Annotated in this window: 17 protein-coding genes and 1 tRNA gene; 11 read left to right on the forward strand and 7 right to left on the reverse strand. The window is 67.3% G+C overall.

The annotated features are described in order from the left end of the window. The first annotated feature begins 12 nt into the window (after positions 1–12). The 6 genes from PS060_RS05240 (at position 13) to PS060_RS05265 (ending at position 6,506) form a co-directional block, all read left to right on the forward strand. Positions 13–2,022, forward strand: coding sequence for an adenylate/guanylate cyclase domain-containing protein (locus tag PS060_RS05240; RefSeq protein ID WP_273985996.1), 2,010 nt, complete (start codon positions 13–15; stop codon positions 2,020–2,022). Further along, a complete protein-coding gene (locus tag PS060_RS05245) occupies positions 2,003–2,440 on the forward strand; it encodes a hypothetical protein (protein ID WP_273985997.1) in 438 nt (145 codons plus the stop codon). The genes PS060_RS05240 and PS060_RS05245 overlap by 20 nt, the downstream gene beginning before the upstream one ends. Beyond that, positions 2,437–3,207, forward strand: a complete 771-nt coding sequence (locus PS060_RS05250; RefSeq protein ID WP_273985998.1) for a hypothetical protein — start codon at positions 2,437–2,439, stop codon at positions 3,205–3,207. The genes PS060_RS05245 and PS060_RS05250 overlap by 4 nt, the downstream gene beginning before the upstream one ends. Positions 3,208–3,214: 7 nt before the next feature. Next, the gene (locus PS060_RS05255) at positions 3,215–3,979 is read left to right on the forward strand and encodes a hypothetical protein (RefSeq protein ID WP_273986000.1); all 765 of its coding nucleotides are present in this window, start codon (positions 3,215–3,217) and stop codon (positions 3,977–3,979) included. 78 nt (positions 3,980–4,057) lie between these two features. Further along, positions 4,058–5,989, forward strand: coding sequence for a 1-deoxy-D-xylulose-5-phosphate synthase (dxs, locus tag PS060_RS05260; RefSeq protein WP_273986001.1), 1,932 nt, complete (start codon positions 4,058–4,060; stop codon positions 5,987–5,989). A gap of 4 nt (positions 5,990–5,993) precedes the next feature. Then, the gene (locus PS060_RS05265) at positions 5,994–6,506 is read left to right on the forward strand and encodes a hypothetical protein (RefSeq protein ID WP_273986004.1); all 513 of its coding nucleotides are present in this window, start codon (positions 5,994–5,996) and stop codon (positions 6,504–6,506) included. Here PS060_RS05265 and PS060_RS05270 read toward each other — a convergent pair. Then, positions 6,503–7,495: an MlaA family lipoprotein gene (locus PS060_RS05270; RefSeq protein ID WP_273986006.1), complete on the reverse strand. Its 993-nt coding sequence runs from the start codon at positions 7,493–7,495 to the stop codon at positions 6,503–6,505. The genes PS060_RS05265 and PS060_RS05270 overlap by 4 nt on opposite strands. A gap of 118 nt (positions 7,496–7,613) precedes the next feature. Here PS060_RS05270 and PS060_RS05275 point away from each other — a divergent pair, with 118 nt between their 5' ends. After that, positions 7,614–8,411: a crotonase/enoyl-CoA hydratase family protein gene (locus PS060_RS05275; protein ID WP_273986008.1), complete on the forward strand. Its 798-nt coding sequence runs from the start codon at positions 7,614–7,616 to the stop codon at positions 8,409–8,411. Here the strand turns inward: PS060_RS05275 and PS060_RS05280 are convergent, their stop codons facing one another. Then, positions 8,412–9,089: an NnrU family protein gene (locus tag PS060_RS05280; protein ID WP_273986009.1), complete on the reverse strand. Its 678-nt coding sequence runs from the start codon at positions 9,087–9,089 to the stop codon at positions 8,412–8,414. A 33-nt stretch (positions 9,090–9,122) separates the two neighbouring features. Beyond that, positions 9,123–9,590, reverse strand: a complete 468-nt coding sequence (locus PS060_RS05285; protein WP_273986010.1) for a PaaI family thioesterase — start codon at positions 9,588–9,590, stop codon at positions 9,123–9,125. Between the two features lie 78 nt (positions 9,591–9,668). Here PS060_RS05285 and PS060_RS05290 point away from each other — a divergent pair, with 78 nt between their 5' ends. Beyond that, positions 9,669–10,019, forward strand: coding sequence for a winged helix-turn-helix transcriptional regulator (locus PS060_RS05290; RefSeq protein ID WP_273986012.1), 351 nt, complete (start codon positions 9,669–9,671; stop codon positions 10,017–10,019). 23 nt (positions 10,020–10,042) lie between these two features. Here PS060_RS05290 and PS060_RS05295 read toward each other — a convergent pair whose 3' ends face one another. From PS060_RS05295 to PS060_RS05305, 3 genes are all read right to left on the reverse strand, one after another. Continuing rightward, on the reverse strand, positions 10,043–11,368 hold the full coding sequence (locus PS060_RS05295) for an amidohydrolase family protein (RefSeq protein ID WP_273986014.1): 1,326 nt from the start codon (positions 11,366–11,368) through the stop codon (positions 10,043–10,045). After that, entirely contained in the window at positions 11,365–12,798 is a 1,434-nt protein-coding gene (locus PS060_RS05300) for an amidohydrolase (protein WP_273986016.1), read from the reverse strand. Before PS060_RS05300 ends, PS060_RS05295 begins: the two co-directional genes overlap by 4 nt. 88 nt (positions 12,799–12,886) lie before the next feature. Beyond that, positions 12,887–14,491, reverse strand: coding sequence for a peptide MFS transporter (locus PS060_RS05305; RefSeq protein WP_273986851.1), 1,605 nt, complete (start codon positions 14,489–14,491; stop codon positions 12,887–12,889). Positions 14,492–14,799: 308 nt separating this feature from the next. On the opposite strand from PS060_RS05305, the gene PS060_RS05310 reads away from it, so the two are divergent. After that, positions 14,800–15,141 (forward strand): GntR family transcriptional regulator, encoded by a 342-nt coding sequence (locus PS060_RS05310; protein ID WP_273986017.1) that lies wholly within the window; start codon positions 14,800–14,802, stop codon positions 15,139–15,141. Positions 15,142–15,357: 216 nt separating this feature from the next. After that, positions 15,358–15,636: an integration host factor subunit beta gene (locus PS060_RS05315; protein WP_017664490.1), complete on the forward strand. Its 279-nt coding sequence runs from the start codon at positions 15,358–15,360 to the stop codon at positions 15,634–15,636. 205 nt (positions 15,637–15,841) lie between these two features. Here the strand turns inward: PS060_RS05315 and PS060_RS05320 are convergent, their stop codons facing one another. Then, entirely contained in the window at positions 15,842–17,524 is a 1,683-nt protein-coding gene (locus PS060_RS05320; protein WP_273986019.1) for a cation:proton antiporter domain-containing protein, read from the reverse strand. A 105-nt stretch (positions 17,525–17,629) separates the two neighbouring features. On the opposite strand from PS060_RS05320, the gene PS060_RS05325 reads away from it, so the two are divergent. Beyond that, positions 17,630–17,714, forward strand: a tRNA-Leu gene (locus PS060_RS05325). The last annotated feature ends 28 nt before the right edge of the window (positions 17,715–17,742 follow it).

A 17,742-nucleotide genomic window follows, 5' to 3' on the forward strand; every position in this document is an offset into this window, starting at 1 on the left:
GCGGGGGGCCGGATGGATCAGGGGGGAAAGCAGCACTGGGTGAGACTGCGGCAGGCGTTGCTGCTCGCACTGGCACTGGCGCTGCCGTTCCTTACCCCGCTGTTGCCGGTCACCGCCGATCTTGAGCGCGGGATCGAGGATGCCTGGCGCCACACGCTTGCAGCGCGCACGGATTATGACCGCGATATCGCGCTGGTGCTCTACAATGATCAGGTCGCGCGTGCGGCGGGCAAGACCAGTCCGATCGACCGCGCCATGCTCGCCCGTGCGCTGACGCAGATCGCTTCGGCAAACCCGCGCGCGATCGGGATTGACCTCGCTTTCGTGCAGGCCACCGCCGATCAGGACGCGCTGATCGCAGCGATCCGGGCGATCCCGGTGCCCGTTCATATCGTCTATGCCGACCCGGAAGGTGACCGCGCGACCTATTGGGAGCGCACCATCGACAGCGAAGCCCGCGCCGATCAGGAGGCCTTCTGGGCGGCGCTCGCCGGGAGCACCGCGCGCCGCGCTTCGCCCGCGATCGGGGTCGATAGCGCGCGCATTGCCCGTCACTGGCCCGACACCGCGCCCACCGCCGCGCCGCTGCTGGCCCATGCGCTGGCCGACACGCCCGCAAGCTTGCGCAGCTATCGCGGGGCGATCCGTTACACTCTGCTCGATCCCGAAGTGCTGGCCGCAGCGGGCACCGATATCGACGCGGCGACCGGGATGTTCCCGGCCTATGCGCTGAACGATATGGCCGACGATCTGTTCGCCGCCGATTATCTCCCCAATCTCACCGGGCGGATCGTGCTGGTGGGCTCGGATACCTTTGGCGCAGACCAGATCGCGACCCCGATCACGCGGTTTGGCGGACATGAACGGGTCGCGGGCGTCACCGTTCACGCGCAGATGCTGCGGCAGGCGCTCGACCGCGATTTTCCCGCACCGCTGGGTTGGGGATGGATCGCGGCGCTGGCGCTGGCGGCGGTCGTGGCGGGCGTGGCTACGGCGCGGATCGACCGGCGGATCGGGCTGCTGATCGCATGCGGAGCCGCGCAGCTGGCGGTGATCGCAGGCCTGCCCGTGGTGTTCGAGACGGCAGGCTATGACTATCTCGGCCTGCCGGTGCTCGGCCTCGCGCTGGGCTGGCTCACCGCCTACCTCGCCGCCGCTGCCGCCGCCCGCGCGCGCAGCAGCGAGGAGCGCGCCTTCGCCCGCGGCGCGCTGGGCCGTTATGTGCCCGAAAGTGTGGCGCGCGAGATCCTCGCCGATCCCTCGCGGCTCGAACTGAAGGGCGAGGCGCGCGAGCTGACGCTGATGTTCACCGATCTCGAAGGCTTCACCCGCTTCTGCCACGGCCGCGACCCGCGCCAGACCGCGGCGATCCTCAACGCCTATCTCGATGCGATGAGCGCGGTGGTGCTGGCGCATGGGGGCACGCTCGACAAATATGTCGGCGATGCGATCGTCGCCTTCTGGGGCGCACCGATTGCGCGAGAGGACGACACCGCCCGCGCGGTCGCCTGCGCGCTCGCCATGCAGGCCGCTGCCGCCGAGGTCGCCGCGCGCACCGAGGCCGAGTTCGGCACCAGCCTCGGGCGCACCCGCATCGGCATCCACCGCGGCGAGGTGGTGGTCGGCAATTTCGGCGGAACCAACCGGATGCAATACACTGCGATGGGCGACGCGATGAACATCGCCGCGCGGCTGGAGGGGGCGAACAAGTATCTCGGCACGACGATCCTGGTGAGCGAGACGGTGCGCGCCGCCGCGCCGGAACACGCCTATCGTGCGCTCGGGTTGGTGGCGGTGTCGGGTGTGTCCTCGGGCCTTGCGCTTTACGAGCCGCTGCCTGCGGACGCCTCCGGATATGCGCAAGGCTGGAATGATGCTATCGCCGCACTGCAATCCGGGGGGGAGATCGCGGCTTGGCGCGCGCTGGTCGCGGCGCACCCGCAGGATGCCGCCGCCGCCGCGATGGATGCACGGATCGCGGAGGTGATGAGGGGGGAGGTCTATGCTCTGCAATCGAAATAGCGGCGTGCTGCTGGCGGCCGCGCTTTCGCTGATGCTGGCGGGCTGCGCGAAGGACAGCCTCGGCTCGGGCGGAGCGCCGATGACCGGATCCGTCCCGGGCCGCGCTGCCGCCCCGCCGCCGCCTCCGCCTCCGCCCCCGCCGCCATCCCCCGCGCCCGCCGTCTACCGCGTCGCCAGCGGATCGCCGAGCGTGCTCGCCCGCCTTCCGCGCGGCACGCTTGTCACGCGCGAGACCGCGATCTGCCTCAAGGCGGGCGAGCAGATCACTGTCTCCGGATCGAACGGGCAGAGCGTGACCTATAGCGGCCCCGGCTGCCTCAAGCGCAGCGCGCCAGCGACCCCGCAGAACCTCGGCGGCTTCACCTTCGGCTGGCGCGCGCCCATCAGCGGCGAGACGGAGCGGGGGGCCGCGAAGTGAGGGCGGCGCTGCTGGCAGCGGCAATACTGATGTCCTGCGCGCTGCCGCTTGCCGCACAGGAGAGCGCGCCTGCGCCCGTCGCCCCGGCCCCTCCGCCGGAACCCGGCCCGATTGTGCTGGTGAGCGGCCCCAAGGCACTCACCGCCCGGCTCGGCGACACGCCGCTCGATCCCGCCGCCGAGCTTTGCCTCGACAGCCGCGAGGAAGCCGTTCTGGCGAGTGACCGCGTCACCTTCACGCTCACCGGCAAGGCCTGCGTCATCCCCGCGGCCGCCGAACAGGCGACCTGGGACGCCTATCGCGCCGCCATCGTCGAGGAAGCCCGCACCGCTCTGATCCACGCCATGTATGACGAAGAGCCGGAGGCGCTCGCGGCCGCACGGGCGGAATATGTCCGGGTGATGCGCGAGGTGATGGGCGTGGAGACCGACGGGATGATCGAACTCCCGGAGGTCGAGGAAGTGGTGGTCGGCAGCGCCGAGGATGAGCCCCGCCCGCGCAGGCGCGTCCGCACCGGCGCATTGCGCGGCGACCCGCCCCCGCCGCGCCCGGTAATCTTCCGCATCGCCAGCGGATCGCCCGCCGTCCTCACCCGCTTTCCGCGCGGCACGCTGGTGCAGCGCGGCACGGCGCTGTGCCTCAAGGGGGGAGAACAGGTGACCGTCGCCGGGAGCAACGGCCAGAGCACCACCTATTCCGGCCCCGGCTGTCTGGGCCGCACCACGCGCCCGACCCGCGAGAATGTCGGCGGGTTCACCTTTGGCTAGGCGCGCCGTGCCCTTTCTGCGGGCGGCCGTGCTGGCTGCGGCGCTGGCGCAAGCGGCTCCGCTCGCCGCACAGGACACGCCTGTCGGTTCGATCATCGCGATAGACGCGGGCGGCGCGCCGGGCGTGCCACCGGGAGACGCCCCGCTCGATCCCGCCACCCGGCTCTGTCTCGCCAAGGATCAGGTCGCGCTGTTCGCCAGTGACCGGGTCACCTTCCAGATCGCGGGCGAGGCCTGCGTCACGCTCGCCGAAGCCGAGGCCGAGGCCTTCGCCAACCAGGGGTGGGCGCTCAGGAGCCAGGCGGCCGAGGAGGCGGGCGAGCGCTACAGCGCTGCCCTCGACAGCGGCGACGAAGGTGCTCAGGATCGGGCCTTCGAGGAATACCGGGAAGCCTCGGAAGCCGCAGGCGAAACGCGCTGGGAGGACGAGATCGCACGGTCGGTCGAGGAACAGCGCGCCGCACGCGACTATGCCGAGAAGATCAAGAACATGCCGCCTGCTGCCGGGCCCGTCCCCAGCTGGCCTACCTCGAGCACGCCGCTCGGGCCGCGCCCGATCATCTTCCGCCTCGCAAGCGGCTCGCCCTCGGTGCTGGCGCGCTTTCCGCGCGGGATGATCGTCCAGCCCTCGACCGCCTTGTGCCTGACCGGGGGCGAGCAGCTGACCATCAGCAGCAGCATCGGCCAGAGCGCGACCTACACCGGCCCCGGTTGTCTCAAGCGACAGGGCAAGCCGACGCGCGAGAATATCGGGGCTTTCGTATTCGGGTAAGCCAGACGCGGCCTGTGCATTGACATCAATCAAGCCTTACATCGACAGGCGCAATTTCCGTGTGTAAGGCTGAAAGTTATGAATCAACCGCCGCACACGCCGCTTCTCGACCTCGTCAACACGCCTGACGACCTGCGCCGCCTCAAGCCCGAACAGCTCCGCCAGCTCGCCGATGAGCTGCGCGCCGAAATGATCGACGCGGTGAGCGTCTCCGGCGGCCACCTCGGATCAGGGCTGGGCGTGGTCGAGCTGACCGTGGCGATCCACTATGTCTTCAACACGCCCGACGACAAGCTGGTCTGGGACGTGGGCCACCAGTGCTACCCGCACAAGATCATCACCGGGCGGCGCGACCGCATCCGCACCCTGCGCCAAGGCGGGGGTCTGAGCGGCTTCACCAAGCGCAGCGAGAGCGAATACGACCCCTTCGGCGCGGCGCACTCGTCCACCTCGATCAGCGCGGCGCTGGGCTTTGCCATCGCCAACAAGCTCCAGAACAAGCCGGGCCGCGGGATCGCGGTGATCGGTGACGGCTCGATGAGCGCCGGCATGGCCTATGAGGCGATGAACAACGCCGCGCAGGCGGGCAACCGGCTGATCGTGATCCTCAACGACAATGATATGTCGATCGCGCCGCCCGTCGGCGGGCTGTCGGCCTATCTCGCGCGGATGGTGTCCTCGAGCGAATATCTCGGCATCCGCAGCCTTGCCAGCCGCGCCGTCAAGAAGATGAGCCGCCGCCTCCACGACACCATCGGCAAGGCCGAGGAATTCACGCGCGGCATGGTGACCGGCGGCACGTTGTTCGAGGAACTGGGCTTCTACTATGTCGGCCCGATTGACGGGCACAACCTCGATCACCTGCTCCCCGTGCTTGAGAATGTGCGCGACACCAGCGAAGGCCCGGTGCTGATCCATGTCGTGACCGAAAAGGGCAAGGGCTATGCCCCGGCCGAAAACTCGGCTGACAAGTATCACGGCGTGCCCAAGTTTAACGTCGTCACCGGCGAAAAGGCCAAGAGCGCGCCGTCTGCGCCCGCCTATCAGGATGTGTTCGGCCTGACGCTCGCCAAGCTTGCCGAGACCGACGACAAGATCTGCGCGATCACCGCCGCCATGCCGAGCGGCACCGGCGTCGACAAGTTCGCCAAGGCGCACCCCTCCCGCACCTTCGATGTCGGCATTGCCGAGCAGCACGCGGTGACCTTCGCGGCGGGCCTCGCTGCCGAGGGGATGCGGCCCTTCGCGGCAATCTATTCGACCTTCCTCCAGCGCGCCTATGACCAGGTGGTGCACGATGTGTGCATCCAGAACCTGCCGGTGCGCTTCGCCATCGACCGTGCGGGGCTGGTCGGCGCGGACGGGGCGACCCATGCGGGGAGCTTCGACATCACCTATCTCGCCACCCTGCCCAACATGGTCGTCATGGCCGCCGCCGACGAGGCCGAGCTGGTCCACATGACCTACACCGCCGCCGAGTATGACGAAGGCCCGATCGCCTTCCGCTACCCGCGCGGCAACGGCACCGGGGTGCCGCTTCCCGAGGTTCCGGTGAAGCTCGAAATCGGCAAGGGCCGCTTGGTGCGCGAAGGCACCAAGGTCGCGATCCTCTCGCTGGGCGCGCGGCTGACCGAGGCGCTCAAGGCCGCCGACACGCTCGAGGCCAAGGGGCTCTCCACCACGGTCGCCGACCTGCGCTTTGCCAAGCCGCTGGACGAGGAACTGATCGCCAAGCTGATGCGCAGCCACGAGGTGATCGTGACGGTCGAGGAAGGCGCCATCGGCGGCCTCGGCGCGCACGTGCTGACCTTCGCGAGCGACACCGGCCTCACCGACAACGGGTTGAAGGTCCGCACGCTGCGCCTGCCCGATACCTTCATCGATCACGACGATCCGATGAAGCAATATGACGAGGCCGGGCTGAACGCGCCGCAGATCGTGGATACCGTGCTCAAGGCGCTCAAGCACAACAGCGCCGGGATCGAGACGGGCGAGGAAGTGCGGGCCTGACAAGGTGGCTGCGGGCGAGCCTTTCGTCGCGCGTTTTTCACCGCTCTTGTTGTTTTTTTGGTTGGCCTTGTCGGCGGCAATGGCCTTGCTGGCCCTGAAGACCGTAGGCCCGGTGCTCGGCAGTCCCGCGCTGGTGTTCTTTGGGGGGATCGCCGCCGCGCACGCCATCCGCCTCTTCGACCGGCGTCCGCAGGTCATCATCGACGGCGGAGGGCTGTATATCCGCTCACATGGCGAAAAGCGGATCGCTCTGCGCTCGATCAAGAGCCTGCATGCCGACTGGGGCCGCCTGTCGGTAACGGTGCACAAGCCTGCGATGTATCCGATCGAGCGTTTCCATCGCCGCATGATCTACCGCGTCAACGGCAGCGCGGCGCGTGGCTTCTTTGGCGATGCCTGGATTTTCACGATGTTCCTCGATCAGCCGCAGACCGCCATCGTCGAGGCGATCCGCGCCCATCGTCCGCAGACCGAGTTTGAACGGCAACTTGAGGAACGGATTGCAGGCACCCGCTAACGCGGCTGGGTAATCGCAATCGCCTCGGGGTTGGCCGGGGGTTCGGGCGGGGTGGCATCGGCGGGCGGCTCCGCTTCGGCGGGCGCATCTGCCTCGGGCTCGCCCTTCAGTTCATCAAGCCGCATCTGATCCATTTCCGAAATCGGCTCGCCCTTCAGCTGGGCGATATCGGCGCGGCGTTTGGCGAGGTAGGTTTCGCGCCGCATCAGGTAGGGATCGTCGGAGGACTGGATGCGCGCCAGCTCCTCGTCAAAATCGAGCCGCTGATCGAGGCCGTTCACCACGAAATAGGTCACCGCATATTCGGGCCGGTTGAAAGGCTTGCCCACGACAAAGGGCAGCAGCGCCTGATCGAGCGTGCTGCCGACCAGATCGCGCACCGTGGTTGCGCCTGTCACCGGCAGATAGAGGTATGGCCCCGGCCCCACCCCGTAGAAGCCCAGCGTGTTGGCAAAGCCATTGCGACGATAGGGGATCTTCGCGCCCTTGCCCGCCACATCGAACAACCCGCCCACGCCGATGGTCGAGTTGATCGCGAAGCGCCCGAGGCTGCCGAACGCCTTGCCGACCTTGCCTTGCAGCAGGAAATTGAGCGCATTGCTCGGCTCGCCCAGATTGCGCACCACGTTGCCGAGGCCATCGCGCACCGGTTCGGGCAGGCCATCGCGATAGGCATAGGCGACCGGCTCGATCACGGCGGAATCGACCGCCTGGGTAATGCGGTAGGTTTCCTCGTTGACGCGCTCCATCGGATCGGACTTGGGCGGGCCATATTCACCCTCGACCACGATTTCGCTGACCGGCTCGTCGCCCTCGGGTGCCGGAGCGGATTCGTCAGTGGGCGGGGGCGCGGCGGGAGGCGCTTCTGCGGGCGGGTTGGCCTGTTCGGCGGCGGCGAGGCTCCATTCCACCGGCAGCGGTGCAGGCGCGGCAGGCAGTGCTGCGGCGAGCATTCCGGGCGACACGGCAAGCAGGGCAAGGGTGGGCAATCAGGTTCTCCGCTTCGCCCCCTATCATTAGCAATGACGACAGGTTGCCTGTCTTGCCCTTGCCATGCCCCGCCTATACGCAAGGTGAATTATATGTCGCAAACGTGCAAGGTTGCTTATGTCGTTGATCCAGATTGCCAAGGAAGGCTCCGTCACCATCCTCACCCTTGACCGGGCCGAGACCATGAACCCGCTGGGCGCGCCGGGGGATGGGGACGAGTTTGTCCGCGTCGCCAATGCGATCAACCGCGACATGGAATGCCGGGTGGTGATCCTGACCGGCGCGGGCCGGGCCTTCAGCGCGGGCGGCGATGTCAAGGCGATGCGTGACAAGACCGGCACCTTCGGCGGCTCGACCCCGGCGATTTCCGATGGCTACCGCGACAACATCCACCAGATGCTGCGCGCGCTGTATGGGTTGCGCGTGCCGGTGATCGCGGCGGTCAACGGCCCGGCGATTGGGCTCGGCTGCGACGTCGCCTGCCTCGCCGACATCCGCATCGCGAGCGAAACCGCGAAGTTCGGGGTGACGTTCCTCAAGCTCGGCATCATCCCCGGCGATGGCGGCACCTGGATCCTCCCGCGCGTGATCGGCATGAGCCGCGCTGCTGAGCTGTTCTACACCGGCGATGTGATCGACGCCGCGACGGCGAAGGATTGGGGCTTGGTCAGCCGGGTCGTGGCTCCGGAAGCGCTGATGGACGAGGCGCGCGCGCTGGCGGGCAAGATCGCCGCTCTCCCCCCTCACTCGCTGCGCCACACCAAGAACCTGCTGCGACAGGGCCAGCAGACCAGCTACGACACCGCGCTGGAACTCGCCGCCAACACCCAGGCGATGATGCACACCACCGCTGACCATGCCGAAGGGATCGCCGCGCTGCTGGAAAAGCGCAGCGGCGTGTTCACCGGCGAATAGTCAGCCCACCCAGCGCCACACGCCCGCCGGGATCCCGGCGTGCCACAGGTGCACCCAGCTGCCCGCAAGCCACAGTGCGGTGCCCGCCACCAGCGGCACCGCACCCACGCTGAACAGCTGGCCGAGCCGCGGCCAGTAGGAGGTCTTCGCCGACCATTCACCCCAGGCCGCGCCCATCAGCCTCGCCTTCTTGCCGTCCTGCAGTTTCGACCCGGCCAGTGCCAGCACGCCCATCGCGAAGGCGGTGATCATCGTGCGGGTGCTCCAGAACAGGATCAGGTGCGAGGCCGCCCACAGGCCGATGGCCCACATCATCGGATGCCGGGTGACGCGGAACACGCCCTTGGGCTCGCTGCGCGCCTGCGCCTCCGCCATCGGGGTCGGCAGGGCCGGGTTGCCGATGAAAGAGCCTGCCAGCAGCACCATCGCCAGCCATGTCAATACGCTTGCGGCGATCCAGCCCGCTGTGCCCGATCCGGGCAAGTCGCCCCCCGGTGCCACGCCAAAGGCATGGGCGACCCAGCCCAGCGTCGCGAAACTCACCACCGTATAGGCGAGAGTGAAGCCCTTCTCCCCAAGCGCCCGCACCATCGGCGCCCTCAGCGGGTGCGACATGGCAAAGTGCGAACCGACGAAAGCGGCATTGGCCGCGGCGAGCGTGATCAGATCCCCATCCATAAGCCACAGGCTAACACGGGTCGGCGGGCCGGGCTAGGCGGCCGCAGCGGTGGGAACAATCCCGGTGGGGACAATCGTCGCCTGCGCGGCGGCAACATGGACCGGAGCCTCGCCCTCGCTTTCCGCCCAGACATCGGCGCGCACCACCACCTGCCGCTTGCCCGCGCGGATCACCGTTCCGCGGGCGCGCAGCCGCTCCCCCTTGGCCGGGCGCAGGAAGTCGATGGTGTAGCCCCCGGTCACCACGTCCCCCGCGACCGAGGCACCCGCCCAGGCGCAGGCATTGTCCGCCATCAGGCCCACAATCGCGCCATGGGCATAGCCATGGTGCTGGGTCATTTCGGGCCGCAGGTCGAGCGTCAATTCGCTCTCCCCCTCCCAGACCTTAACCGGTTCGACCGCGAGCCAGCTCGAAAAGCCCGACCGGGCGACCGCCACCTTCTTCATGTAGGCGATGGATTCCTCAGGCGAGGCGAAGCGGTTGGGGAGGGGAGTGGCCATGGTGCGGGGTCCTTAAAGTCTGCAATGCAGATGTTATGCCGCTTGCCATCAGGCCGCGCAAGTCTGATAATCAGACCGATGAAGACCTATCGCCCCTCGCGCGCGCCCTGCCCCATCGCTCGTGCCGCGCGCGTGCTGGGGGATCGCTGGGCGCTGCTGATCCTGCGCGATGCGTTTCTGGGGGCAGAGCGGTTCGAGGAATTCGTCGAGCGGCTCGGCATCAACCGCGCCGCGCTGACCTCACGCCTGGCAATTCTGCAGGAGGCCGGGCTGATGCGGCGCGACCCGCCCGAGGGCAAGCGCGCGCGCTATGTCCTGACGGACAAGGCGCGCGCGCTGGTGCCGCTCTATGAACAGCTCGGCGCGTGGGGCGCGGAGCATCTGTTCGACGCAGACGAGAACCCGGCGCGCTGGCCGCAGCAGGGCTGAGCCATGATTGCGCTGACCCGCGCCTACCAGTCGTAGGCCTTGGGCCGGTTGCTCTCGTCAAGGTCGAGATAGCGGTCGCGCAGGCGGGTCTGGTGGTTGGTGAGATCCTGCTTCACCCCGCCGATGAACACCGTGCTTGGCACGCTGCCCACCTCCAGCGGATCGTCGGTCCAGATCACCACATCGCCCAGCGCGCCGGGCTTGAGCACCCCCGCCTTGCCGCCCATGCCGCTGATCTCGGCAGGGACGGAACTGATCGCGGCGAAGGCCTGATCCCAGCTCAGGCCGGTCGCGCCGGGCATTTTGGTCAGCGCCACCAGATTGCCCGCCACCTGCTGCAAGCGGCGCGGGTCCTGCATGGTCGCGGCGTTGACCGCGACCTTTACCCCCGCCTTGGCGAGCCGTCCGACATTGGACTGGGTCGCGCCCAGCTGCTCGAAGGTTTCGGGCAGGTCGATGAGGCCATTGGCGATCACTGGCACCCCGGCAGCCGCGATCTCGTCGGCGACCAGCCAGCCCTCGGTCGCGCCAACCAGCACCAGATCGAGCTTGGGATATTCCGCCTTCAGCGCCAGCACGGCGCGGATATCGGCCATCCGGTCAGCCGCGACATAGAGCTTCTGCTTGCCCGTCACCACCGGCACCAGCGCCTCGGCGTCGAAGCGGCTGAGGAGCACTTCGTCATCCTTGCCGATCTCGGTCGTCTCGGGGATGCCGGGCTTGCCGGCCAGTGCCTGCGCCTCACGCAGCGCCGCGCGCAGCAGCGCGTGCGCGGCCGAGCGGCTGCCGCCTGCCCGGTCTGCCCCGCCTTCGCCGAGGTTGATCATCTGGAAGGCGCGCGCCTGCATCACCGGCCTGGCATCGCCATCCAGATCAATGATTGCGCCCTGCCCTGCGAAGATCGAGCCCGCCGGCAGCATCGAGGTGGTCGCCCGCGTGATCCCGGCGGCCTTGTGGACAAGGATGTGCTGCGAAGTCGGGTTGATCGCCGTCGCCGCATCGAGCGCCGCGCTGAACGGGGTTTCGCCCGCGGTGATGTCGTTGCTCTCATCCACCGCCGACACATCCGCGAGGCCGAGTGTCGTCACCGTGGCGAAGATGCCGGGGGTGACCCACGCGCCGCCCGCATCGACGAGCACATCGGTGGAGAAGGTCTGTCCGGGGGTCGGCTTGCCTGCAAACACGACCTTGCCGTCATCCACGATCACGACACCGCCCTCGATCGGCGCGGAGCCATCGCCGATCACCAGCTTGGCGTTGGTGACGACCAGATCCTGCGCCATGGCAGGGGCGGAAAGCGCCAGCGCGCTGGCGGCCAGGGTGAGGCCAAGGTGGGAGAGAGCCTTCACTTCACATCTCCTTCACCGGGCTGGCCGAGCTCGAAATCGCTGACGGGCCTTGTCTTGGGGTTCATCGCGTCGAACATCAGTGCGCCGTCGATCCAGACCTTTTCGGGGCGTGAATAGACCGACAGCGGATCGCCGTTCCACAGCACCACGTCGGCCATCTTGCCGACCTCAAGGCTGCCGGTCTTGTCGGCAATGCCCATCGCCTTGGCCGGGTTAAGCGTGATCCAGCCGATCACGGTGGCATCGGAAATGTCGATCCCCACGCGCTTGCCCGCGGCCTGCGCCTTGGCGGCCTCCTGATTGAGGCGCTGGATATCATTCTGGTCGTCCGAGTGGATCACCACGCAGGCGCCCTCCCGCTGGAGGAAGGCGGCATTTTCAAGGATGCCGTCGTAGCTTTCCATCTTGAAGCCATACCAGTCGGCCCAGATCGCCGAGCAGACCTCGTTCTCTTTCAGCAGATCGCCGATCTTGTAGGCTTCGACCGCGTGATGGAAGGTCGACACCTTGTAGCCCATCTCCTTGGCCATATCGAGCACCAGCGCCATCTCGTCGGCGCGGTAGCAGTGGTTGTGGACGAGGATTTCGCCCTTTAGCACGCCCACCAGCGTCTCCTTGGCGAGGTCGCGCTTGGGGTCTTTCTCGTTGGCGTAGTCGATCGCGGCGAGCCAGGTTTCGCGGTTGACCGCGAAGTTGCCCATCCGGGTCGAAGGCATCCGCCCACGCCCGCCATAGACGCGCTTGGGGTTCTCGCCGCAGGCCATCTTGAGGCCATAGGGCGCGCCGGGGAACTTCATCCCCTGCACCGTGCGCGCGGGCACGTTCTTGAGCGTCACCGAACGCCCGCCCATCAGGTTGGCCGAGCCGGGCAGGATTTGCAGCGCGGTGATCCCGCCATTGGCCATCGCGCGGCTGAAGCCGGGGTCTTGCGGCCAGACCGAATGTTCGGCCCACACTTCAGGCGTGGTCGGCGCGGTGGCTTCGTTGCCGTCGGAATGGGCCTCGACCCCGGGCGAGGGGTAGTCGCCAAGGTGCGAGTGAATGTCGATGATGCCGGGGGTGACGAACTTGCCCGTGCCGTCGAACACCGCGATGTCGGCCGGGATCGGGGTGTCCGGCCCGCCGACCGAGGTGATTGTGCCGCCCGACATGAACACCACGCCGTTCTCGATCTTTCCGCCCTTGCCGTCATAGATTGTCGCGCCGCGGATGGCGGTCGCGACATTGGGGAAGGGCTTGTAGGTCGAGGCGAACACCGGATCGCCCGCCTTGGTCGCGGCGAAGGTCTTGTCCGACTTTTCCGGAGCGTCCGAAGCATTGGCGGGCTTTGCCCCGCCGCCCGAAGTCGAGCACGCTGCCAGCGCCAGGGCACTGGCGAGGGTGAGAATTACGCCGGCGCCCCTGCTGCGCCGCTTGGTATCTGCAAACATTCAAACCTCGCGTTATTCGAAGTTCTTGTTGGAACCGAAAACGCGAGGTTTGTCCATGCTGTTGGACGATTGGAGCGTCCGCTTTTCGTTACTCGGCAGGCTCGGCCTTGGCGAGTGAAGGGCCGTCCGATACGGGGGCGGTGTCCTTGAGCGTGTCGAGGTGCATCCACTTCTTCACAACCGGGCTGACCAGCAGCACCGCCACGGCGGCCCCGATCGCGATCCAGCCGAACAGTTCGTAGATGTCGAGCAGACCCTGCTTGGTCATTTCGCCGCCATGCCCGCCGGTCGCTTCGCCGATCTTGCCGGCCACGAAGTTGCCGACCGCGGTCATGTAGAACCATGCGCCCATGATCAGCGACGCAAGGTGCTTGGGCGCCAGCCGGTTCATCGCCGACAGACCGACAGGCGAGAGGCACAGCTCGGCAGTGGTGGCGAAGAAGTAGTAGGCGAACACGAGGATCACCGGGGTCATCGCGGCGATGCCATAGGCTTCCGCGCCCCACACCAGCACGAGGTTGGCGAGGCCCATTTGCGCCAGCGCCAGACCGAACTTGGCCGGGGCCGAGGGCTCGCGCCCCTTGCTGCCGAGCCACTGCCACAGCCCGGCAAAGACCGGCGCCATCAGGATAATGTAGATCGGGTTGATCGACTGGAAGATCCCCGCCGGCACCCCGGCGCGGTCGACAAAGCGATCGGTGAACAGGTTCATCGATCCGCCCGCCTGCTCGAACAGACCCCAGAACAGCGGGTTGAGGCTGATCAGGAACAGGATCGCGAACATCCGTTCACGCGGTTCCTTGGGCAGCTTGAAGCTCTCGAACAGCACGTAGCCCAGCAGCGCCACGCCCGAGATCGCCAGCAGCGTCTGGATCACGTCCTGATACTGCACCAGCGCCCAGATCACCGCGACGGCGGCAAAGCCGATGCCATAGAGCCCGTATTCCGTGCCCTTGGTCAGCAGCTTGGGCGCCTCGCCCGCGCCGCGCAGGCTGGCCTTGCCGAGCACGAAGACGATCAGGCCCAGCAGCATCCCGATGCCCGCCAGACCAAAGCCGAAGCCCCAGCCGAAGGAGGGGTGCTGGCCCAGGTAGGCGACCAGAATCGTGCCCAGCGCCGCACCCACGTTGATGCCCATGTAGAAGATCGTATAGGCACCGTCGCGGCGCACGTCGGTGAGGTTGTAGAGCTGACCGACCATCACCGAGATGTTGGCCTTCAGGAAGCCCGAGCCGACGATGATGAAGGCGAGCGCAGCCCAAAACACGTTGATCGTGGGATCGTTCTGCCCGCCGGTGCCCTCGACCGCCATCAGCGTGTGACCGATCGCCAGCAGCAACCCGCCAAACAGCACCGCCTTGCGCTGGCCCAGATAACGGTCAGCCAAATAGCCGCCGAGCACCGGGGTGATGTACACCAGCGAGGTGTAGGCGCCGTAGATCAGGTTCGATTTGCCGTCGGAAAACAGCCAGTGCTGGGTGAGGTAGAAAATCAGAATCGCGCGCATACCGTAGTAGGAGAAGCGCTCCCACATCTCGGCGAAGAACAGCATATAGAGGCCTTTGGGGTGGCCGGCGAACTCAGGCTCGCTCTGCACCGCGATCTTGGCCCCGATCGCCAGAAACACGATCAGCACCAGCACGGCGATGGCCGCAATCCATTCGGCCTCCGCCCACAGCGAAATATCCATCATGTATTCGATCCCCATCGAATGGTTAGGGGGAGGTGCCTCACCACACCACCGCAATGGGAGCGCACCCTAGCGCCTGATGCGCGCGTGTGAAGCTTTTGTTGCGTGCAAGCGTAATGGAATGCCCAAAGCGCAAGGCGGAAACACAAACTGCGACAGCGCGAGGTCGGTCGCGCTAGCGACCGCGAGCGCACGCGCGCGAGCCGCAGGCGATCCGGCGCGAAGCGACGGAAACTCGCCGAGGACGTGCCCGCGGAGGCGGGCACGCAAATAAAATTGACCGCATGGCTGTATTATGGCACTGATGCACCATGAACCCCAACACCAACCGCCCCGTCTATCTCAAGCTGCGCGACCAGATTGCCGCGGCGATTATCGACGGGGTCTATCCGGAGGGCGCGATGCTGCCTTCGGTGCGGGCGCTGGCGGCCGAGCAGGGCGCGAACCCGCTGACGGTGGCGAAGGCCTATCAACAGTTCCAGAACGATGGCCTTGTCGAAGTGCAGCGCGGGGTGGGGATGTATGTCGTGCGCGGTGCGGCCGAACGCCTGCGCGCTGCCGAGCGCGAGGCCTTCCTGCGCGAGGAATGGCCCGAAATCCGCAGCCGGATGCAGCGGCTCGGCCTCGATCTGGCGGAACTCGCTCTTACTTAGGGATAATTCGCGCTTACTGACACTTATGCAGGTTGCGAAGTTTCCCGAATTCTGACAGTCTGTTCATATTCCAAACTCGCGGGTTGCATAACCCGCAAGGGTGGGATTAATGGGGGCGCCTCACGGGTCGGAGGCGAGTTGAGGAAACGACGGGGTAACCCGCATTGACGGCGTGATTTGGCGGCTCGACCGTCCATGGGCGTCGTGGAGATCGCCATGATCAGATCCGAATTGCTGCAAGAACTGCACAAGGACAACCCCGACCTGCGCGCTGACGAGATCGAGCAGGTGGTGGATATCTTCTTCGACGAGATTGCCCAGCGGCTGGCCGAAGGGGGCCGGGTCGAACTGCGCGGCTTCGGTGCCTTTTCGACGCGTGAGCGCGAAGCAAGAAGCGGGCGCAACCCGCGCACCGGCGAGACAGTCGATGTGCCGGAAAAGCGCGTGCCCTATTTCAAGGCCGGCAAGGAAATCCGCGAGCGCCTGAATAAGTGAGCCCCGAGGGCGCGTTCGCGCCCTTGTCCTCGGCGCTATTCCTCCGCTTCGCCACGGGCGCCTGCGGGCGGCCGGTCGGCCTTGCGGCCCGTATGCTGGCGGGCCGAATCGGCGCGATTCTCAATATGGTGCTATGATCGCGGTCGCTGCGCGGCCGGAGGCGTTTGGCCCGAATGTTTCACGTGAAACATTGGAGGCAAAGGCATCACGCCGCGCGCGGCATCGGGTCGTCCCTGGCAAGGCCGGGCACCGGTAGCGCACGTTCACGGCCGAGGGCGGCGAAGACCAGATCGGTCAGCCGCTCGGCCCCGCCGCTCATGCTCATGTCGACCGGCACCAGCCCCAGTTCGGCCATCTCGCCCGCCTCGTCCGCCCCCGGCACGGCGATGATCCGCGACACCCCCGGCATCCGTTGCTGTGCGAGCGGGGTGACTTCGCGCGAGACCGCGGTGTCGCCGGTCGCGATCACCAGCACCTGCCGCCGGTCGATCCCGATGGCATCCCAGCTGCGCGGGTCGGCGGGGTTGGCGCTGTGGGCGTGGTAGCCATCGGCCAGTGCCATCTGGAAGCGGTCGTGATCGGCATCGACTGCGAGGTAGGCGATGTCGTTGAACGCCAGCGCATCGGCCACCGCCCGGCCTGCGGGGGTGAGGCCGATGATCAGCACCGGCGCATCATCGCCTGCCAGCTTGGCATCAGGCGGCCCTTGCCGCAGGCGCCCGGCCAGCTTGCGGCCGATGTTCGAGACCAGCGGCGTCACCGCGAGGCTGATCGCGATGGCGGTGACCATGGCGGACACCAGCCGCGGTTCGGCCAGCCCGGCGACCGCGGGCAGCGCCAGCAGCACCAGCGTGAACTCGCTCCCCTGCCCCAGCAGGAAGCCGAGCTGGATCGACCCGGGCACCGACCAGCGGTTGAGCAGCGCTGCGCCCATGTTGAAGGCACATTTCAGCACCACCATTCCCAGCGTCAGGCCCACCACCAGCACCCAGTCGGCCACCAGCAGCGCCGGGTCGATGCTGAGACCGACCGAGATGAAAAAGAAGCTCAGGAACAGCCCGCGGAAGGCGTCGATCTCGGTCTGCACCAGAATGCGATAGCGCGAATCCGCCACCGCCATGCCGCCGAGGAACGCACCCAGCGTCAGCGAGAGCCCCGCCTGCCCCGTCGCCCATCCGGCGGCGAGCGCGATGAACAGCGCGGTCGCGGTATAGACCTCGGTGGTGCCCGCGCGGGCGATCAGGCCGAACAGCGGCTCGGTCAGGAACCGGGAAAACAGCACCGCGATCCCGAAGGCGGCGAGCGCCTTGGCCGCGGCCATCCCCAGTGCCGGGCCGAGCGCCCCGCCCTCGGCAATCGCCCCGGCCGTGACCAGCAAGGCGATCGCGGCGATGTCCTGAAAGATCAGGATCGATTGCGCCGCGCGGCCCACCGGGCAATCCTCCTGCCCCCGCTCGCGCACCAGCCCGATGACGACCGCGGTTGAGGAGAGGCCCATGCCGAAGCCCGCGATCACCGCGAACACCGGGGGCAGGCCCATCAGCCAGAACAGCGCGGCAAATCCGCCGCCCGCCACCAGCATCTGCAGGCTGCCAAAGCCGAAGATATTGCCCGCCTCGGCCCGGATCCGCCCCAGGGAGAAGTGCAGGCCAAGGTTGAACAGCAGGAACATCACCCCCGCTTCGGCCATCGCGGCAACCACCGGGCCGCTGAAATCGGCCGCCGTGCCGAGGCTCGCCAGCCCCAGCCCGAGCCCGAGATAGCCAACGATCGGATTGAGCCGCAACGCGCGCGAACCCAGCGCGGCGGCAATGCCGAGACCCAGCAGCGTGATCGCCGGCTGGATCGTCGCCACCACCGAATGCGCGTCTGATGCTTCGCCCGCCATGCCACGCGCCCCTTGTCGATTGCCAAGCGCCCGAAATGGCGGCTTGGTGCGCTGCTGGCAAGCTCTGGCCTTATCCTGTCATTCTGTGCCAAAGGCTGGCGTCAAGCGGGCGTGGCGGAATGGTAGACGCCGGGGACTTAAAATCCCCTGAGCTTTGCTCGTGCGGGTTCGAGTCCCGCCGCCCGTACCAGTCCCGGCCCGAAGGAAGGCGGGAAACG

This window comes from Erythrobacter sp. BLCC-B19, assembly GCF_028621955.1.
In the GTDB taxonomy this organism is placed as follows: Bacteria; Pseudomonadota; Alphaproteobacteria; order Sphingomonadales; family Sphingomonadaceae; genus Erythrobacter.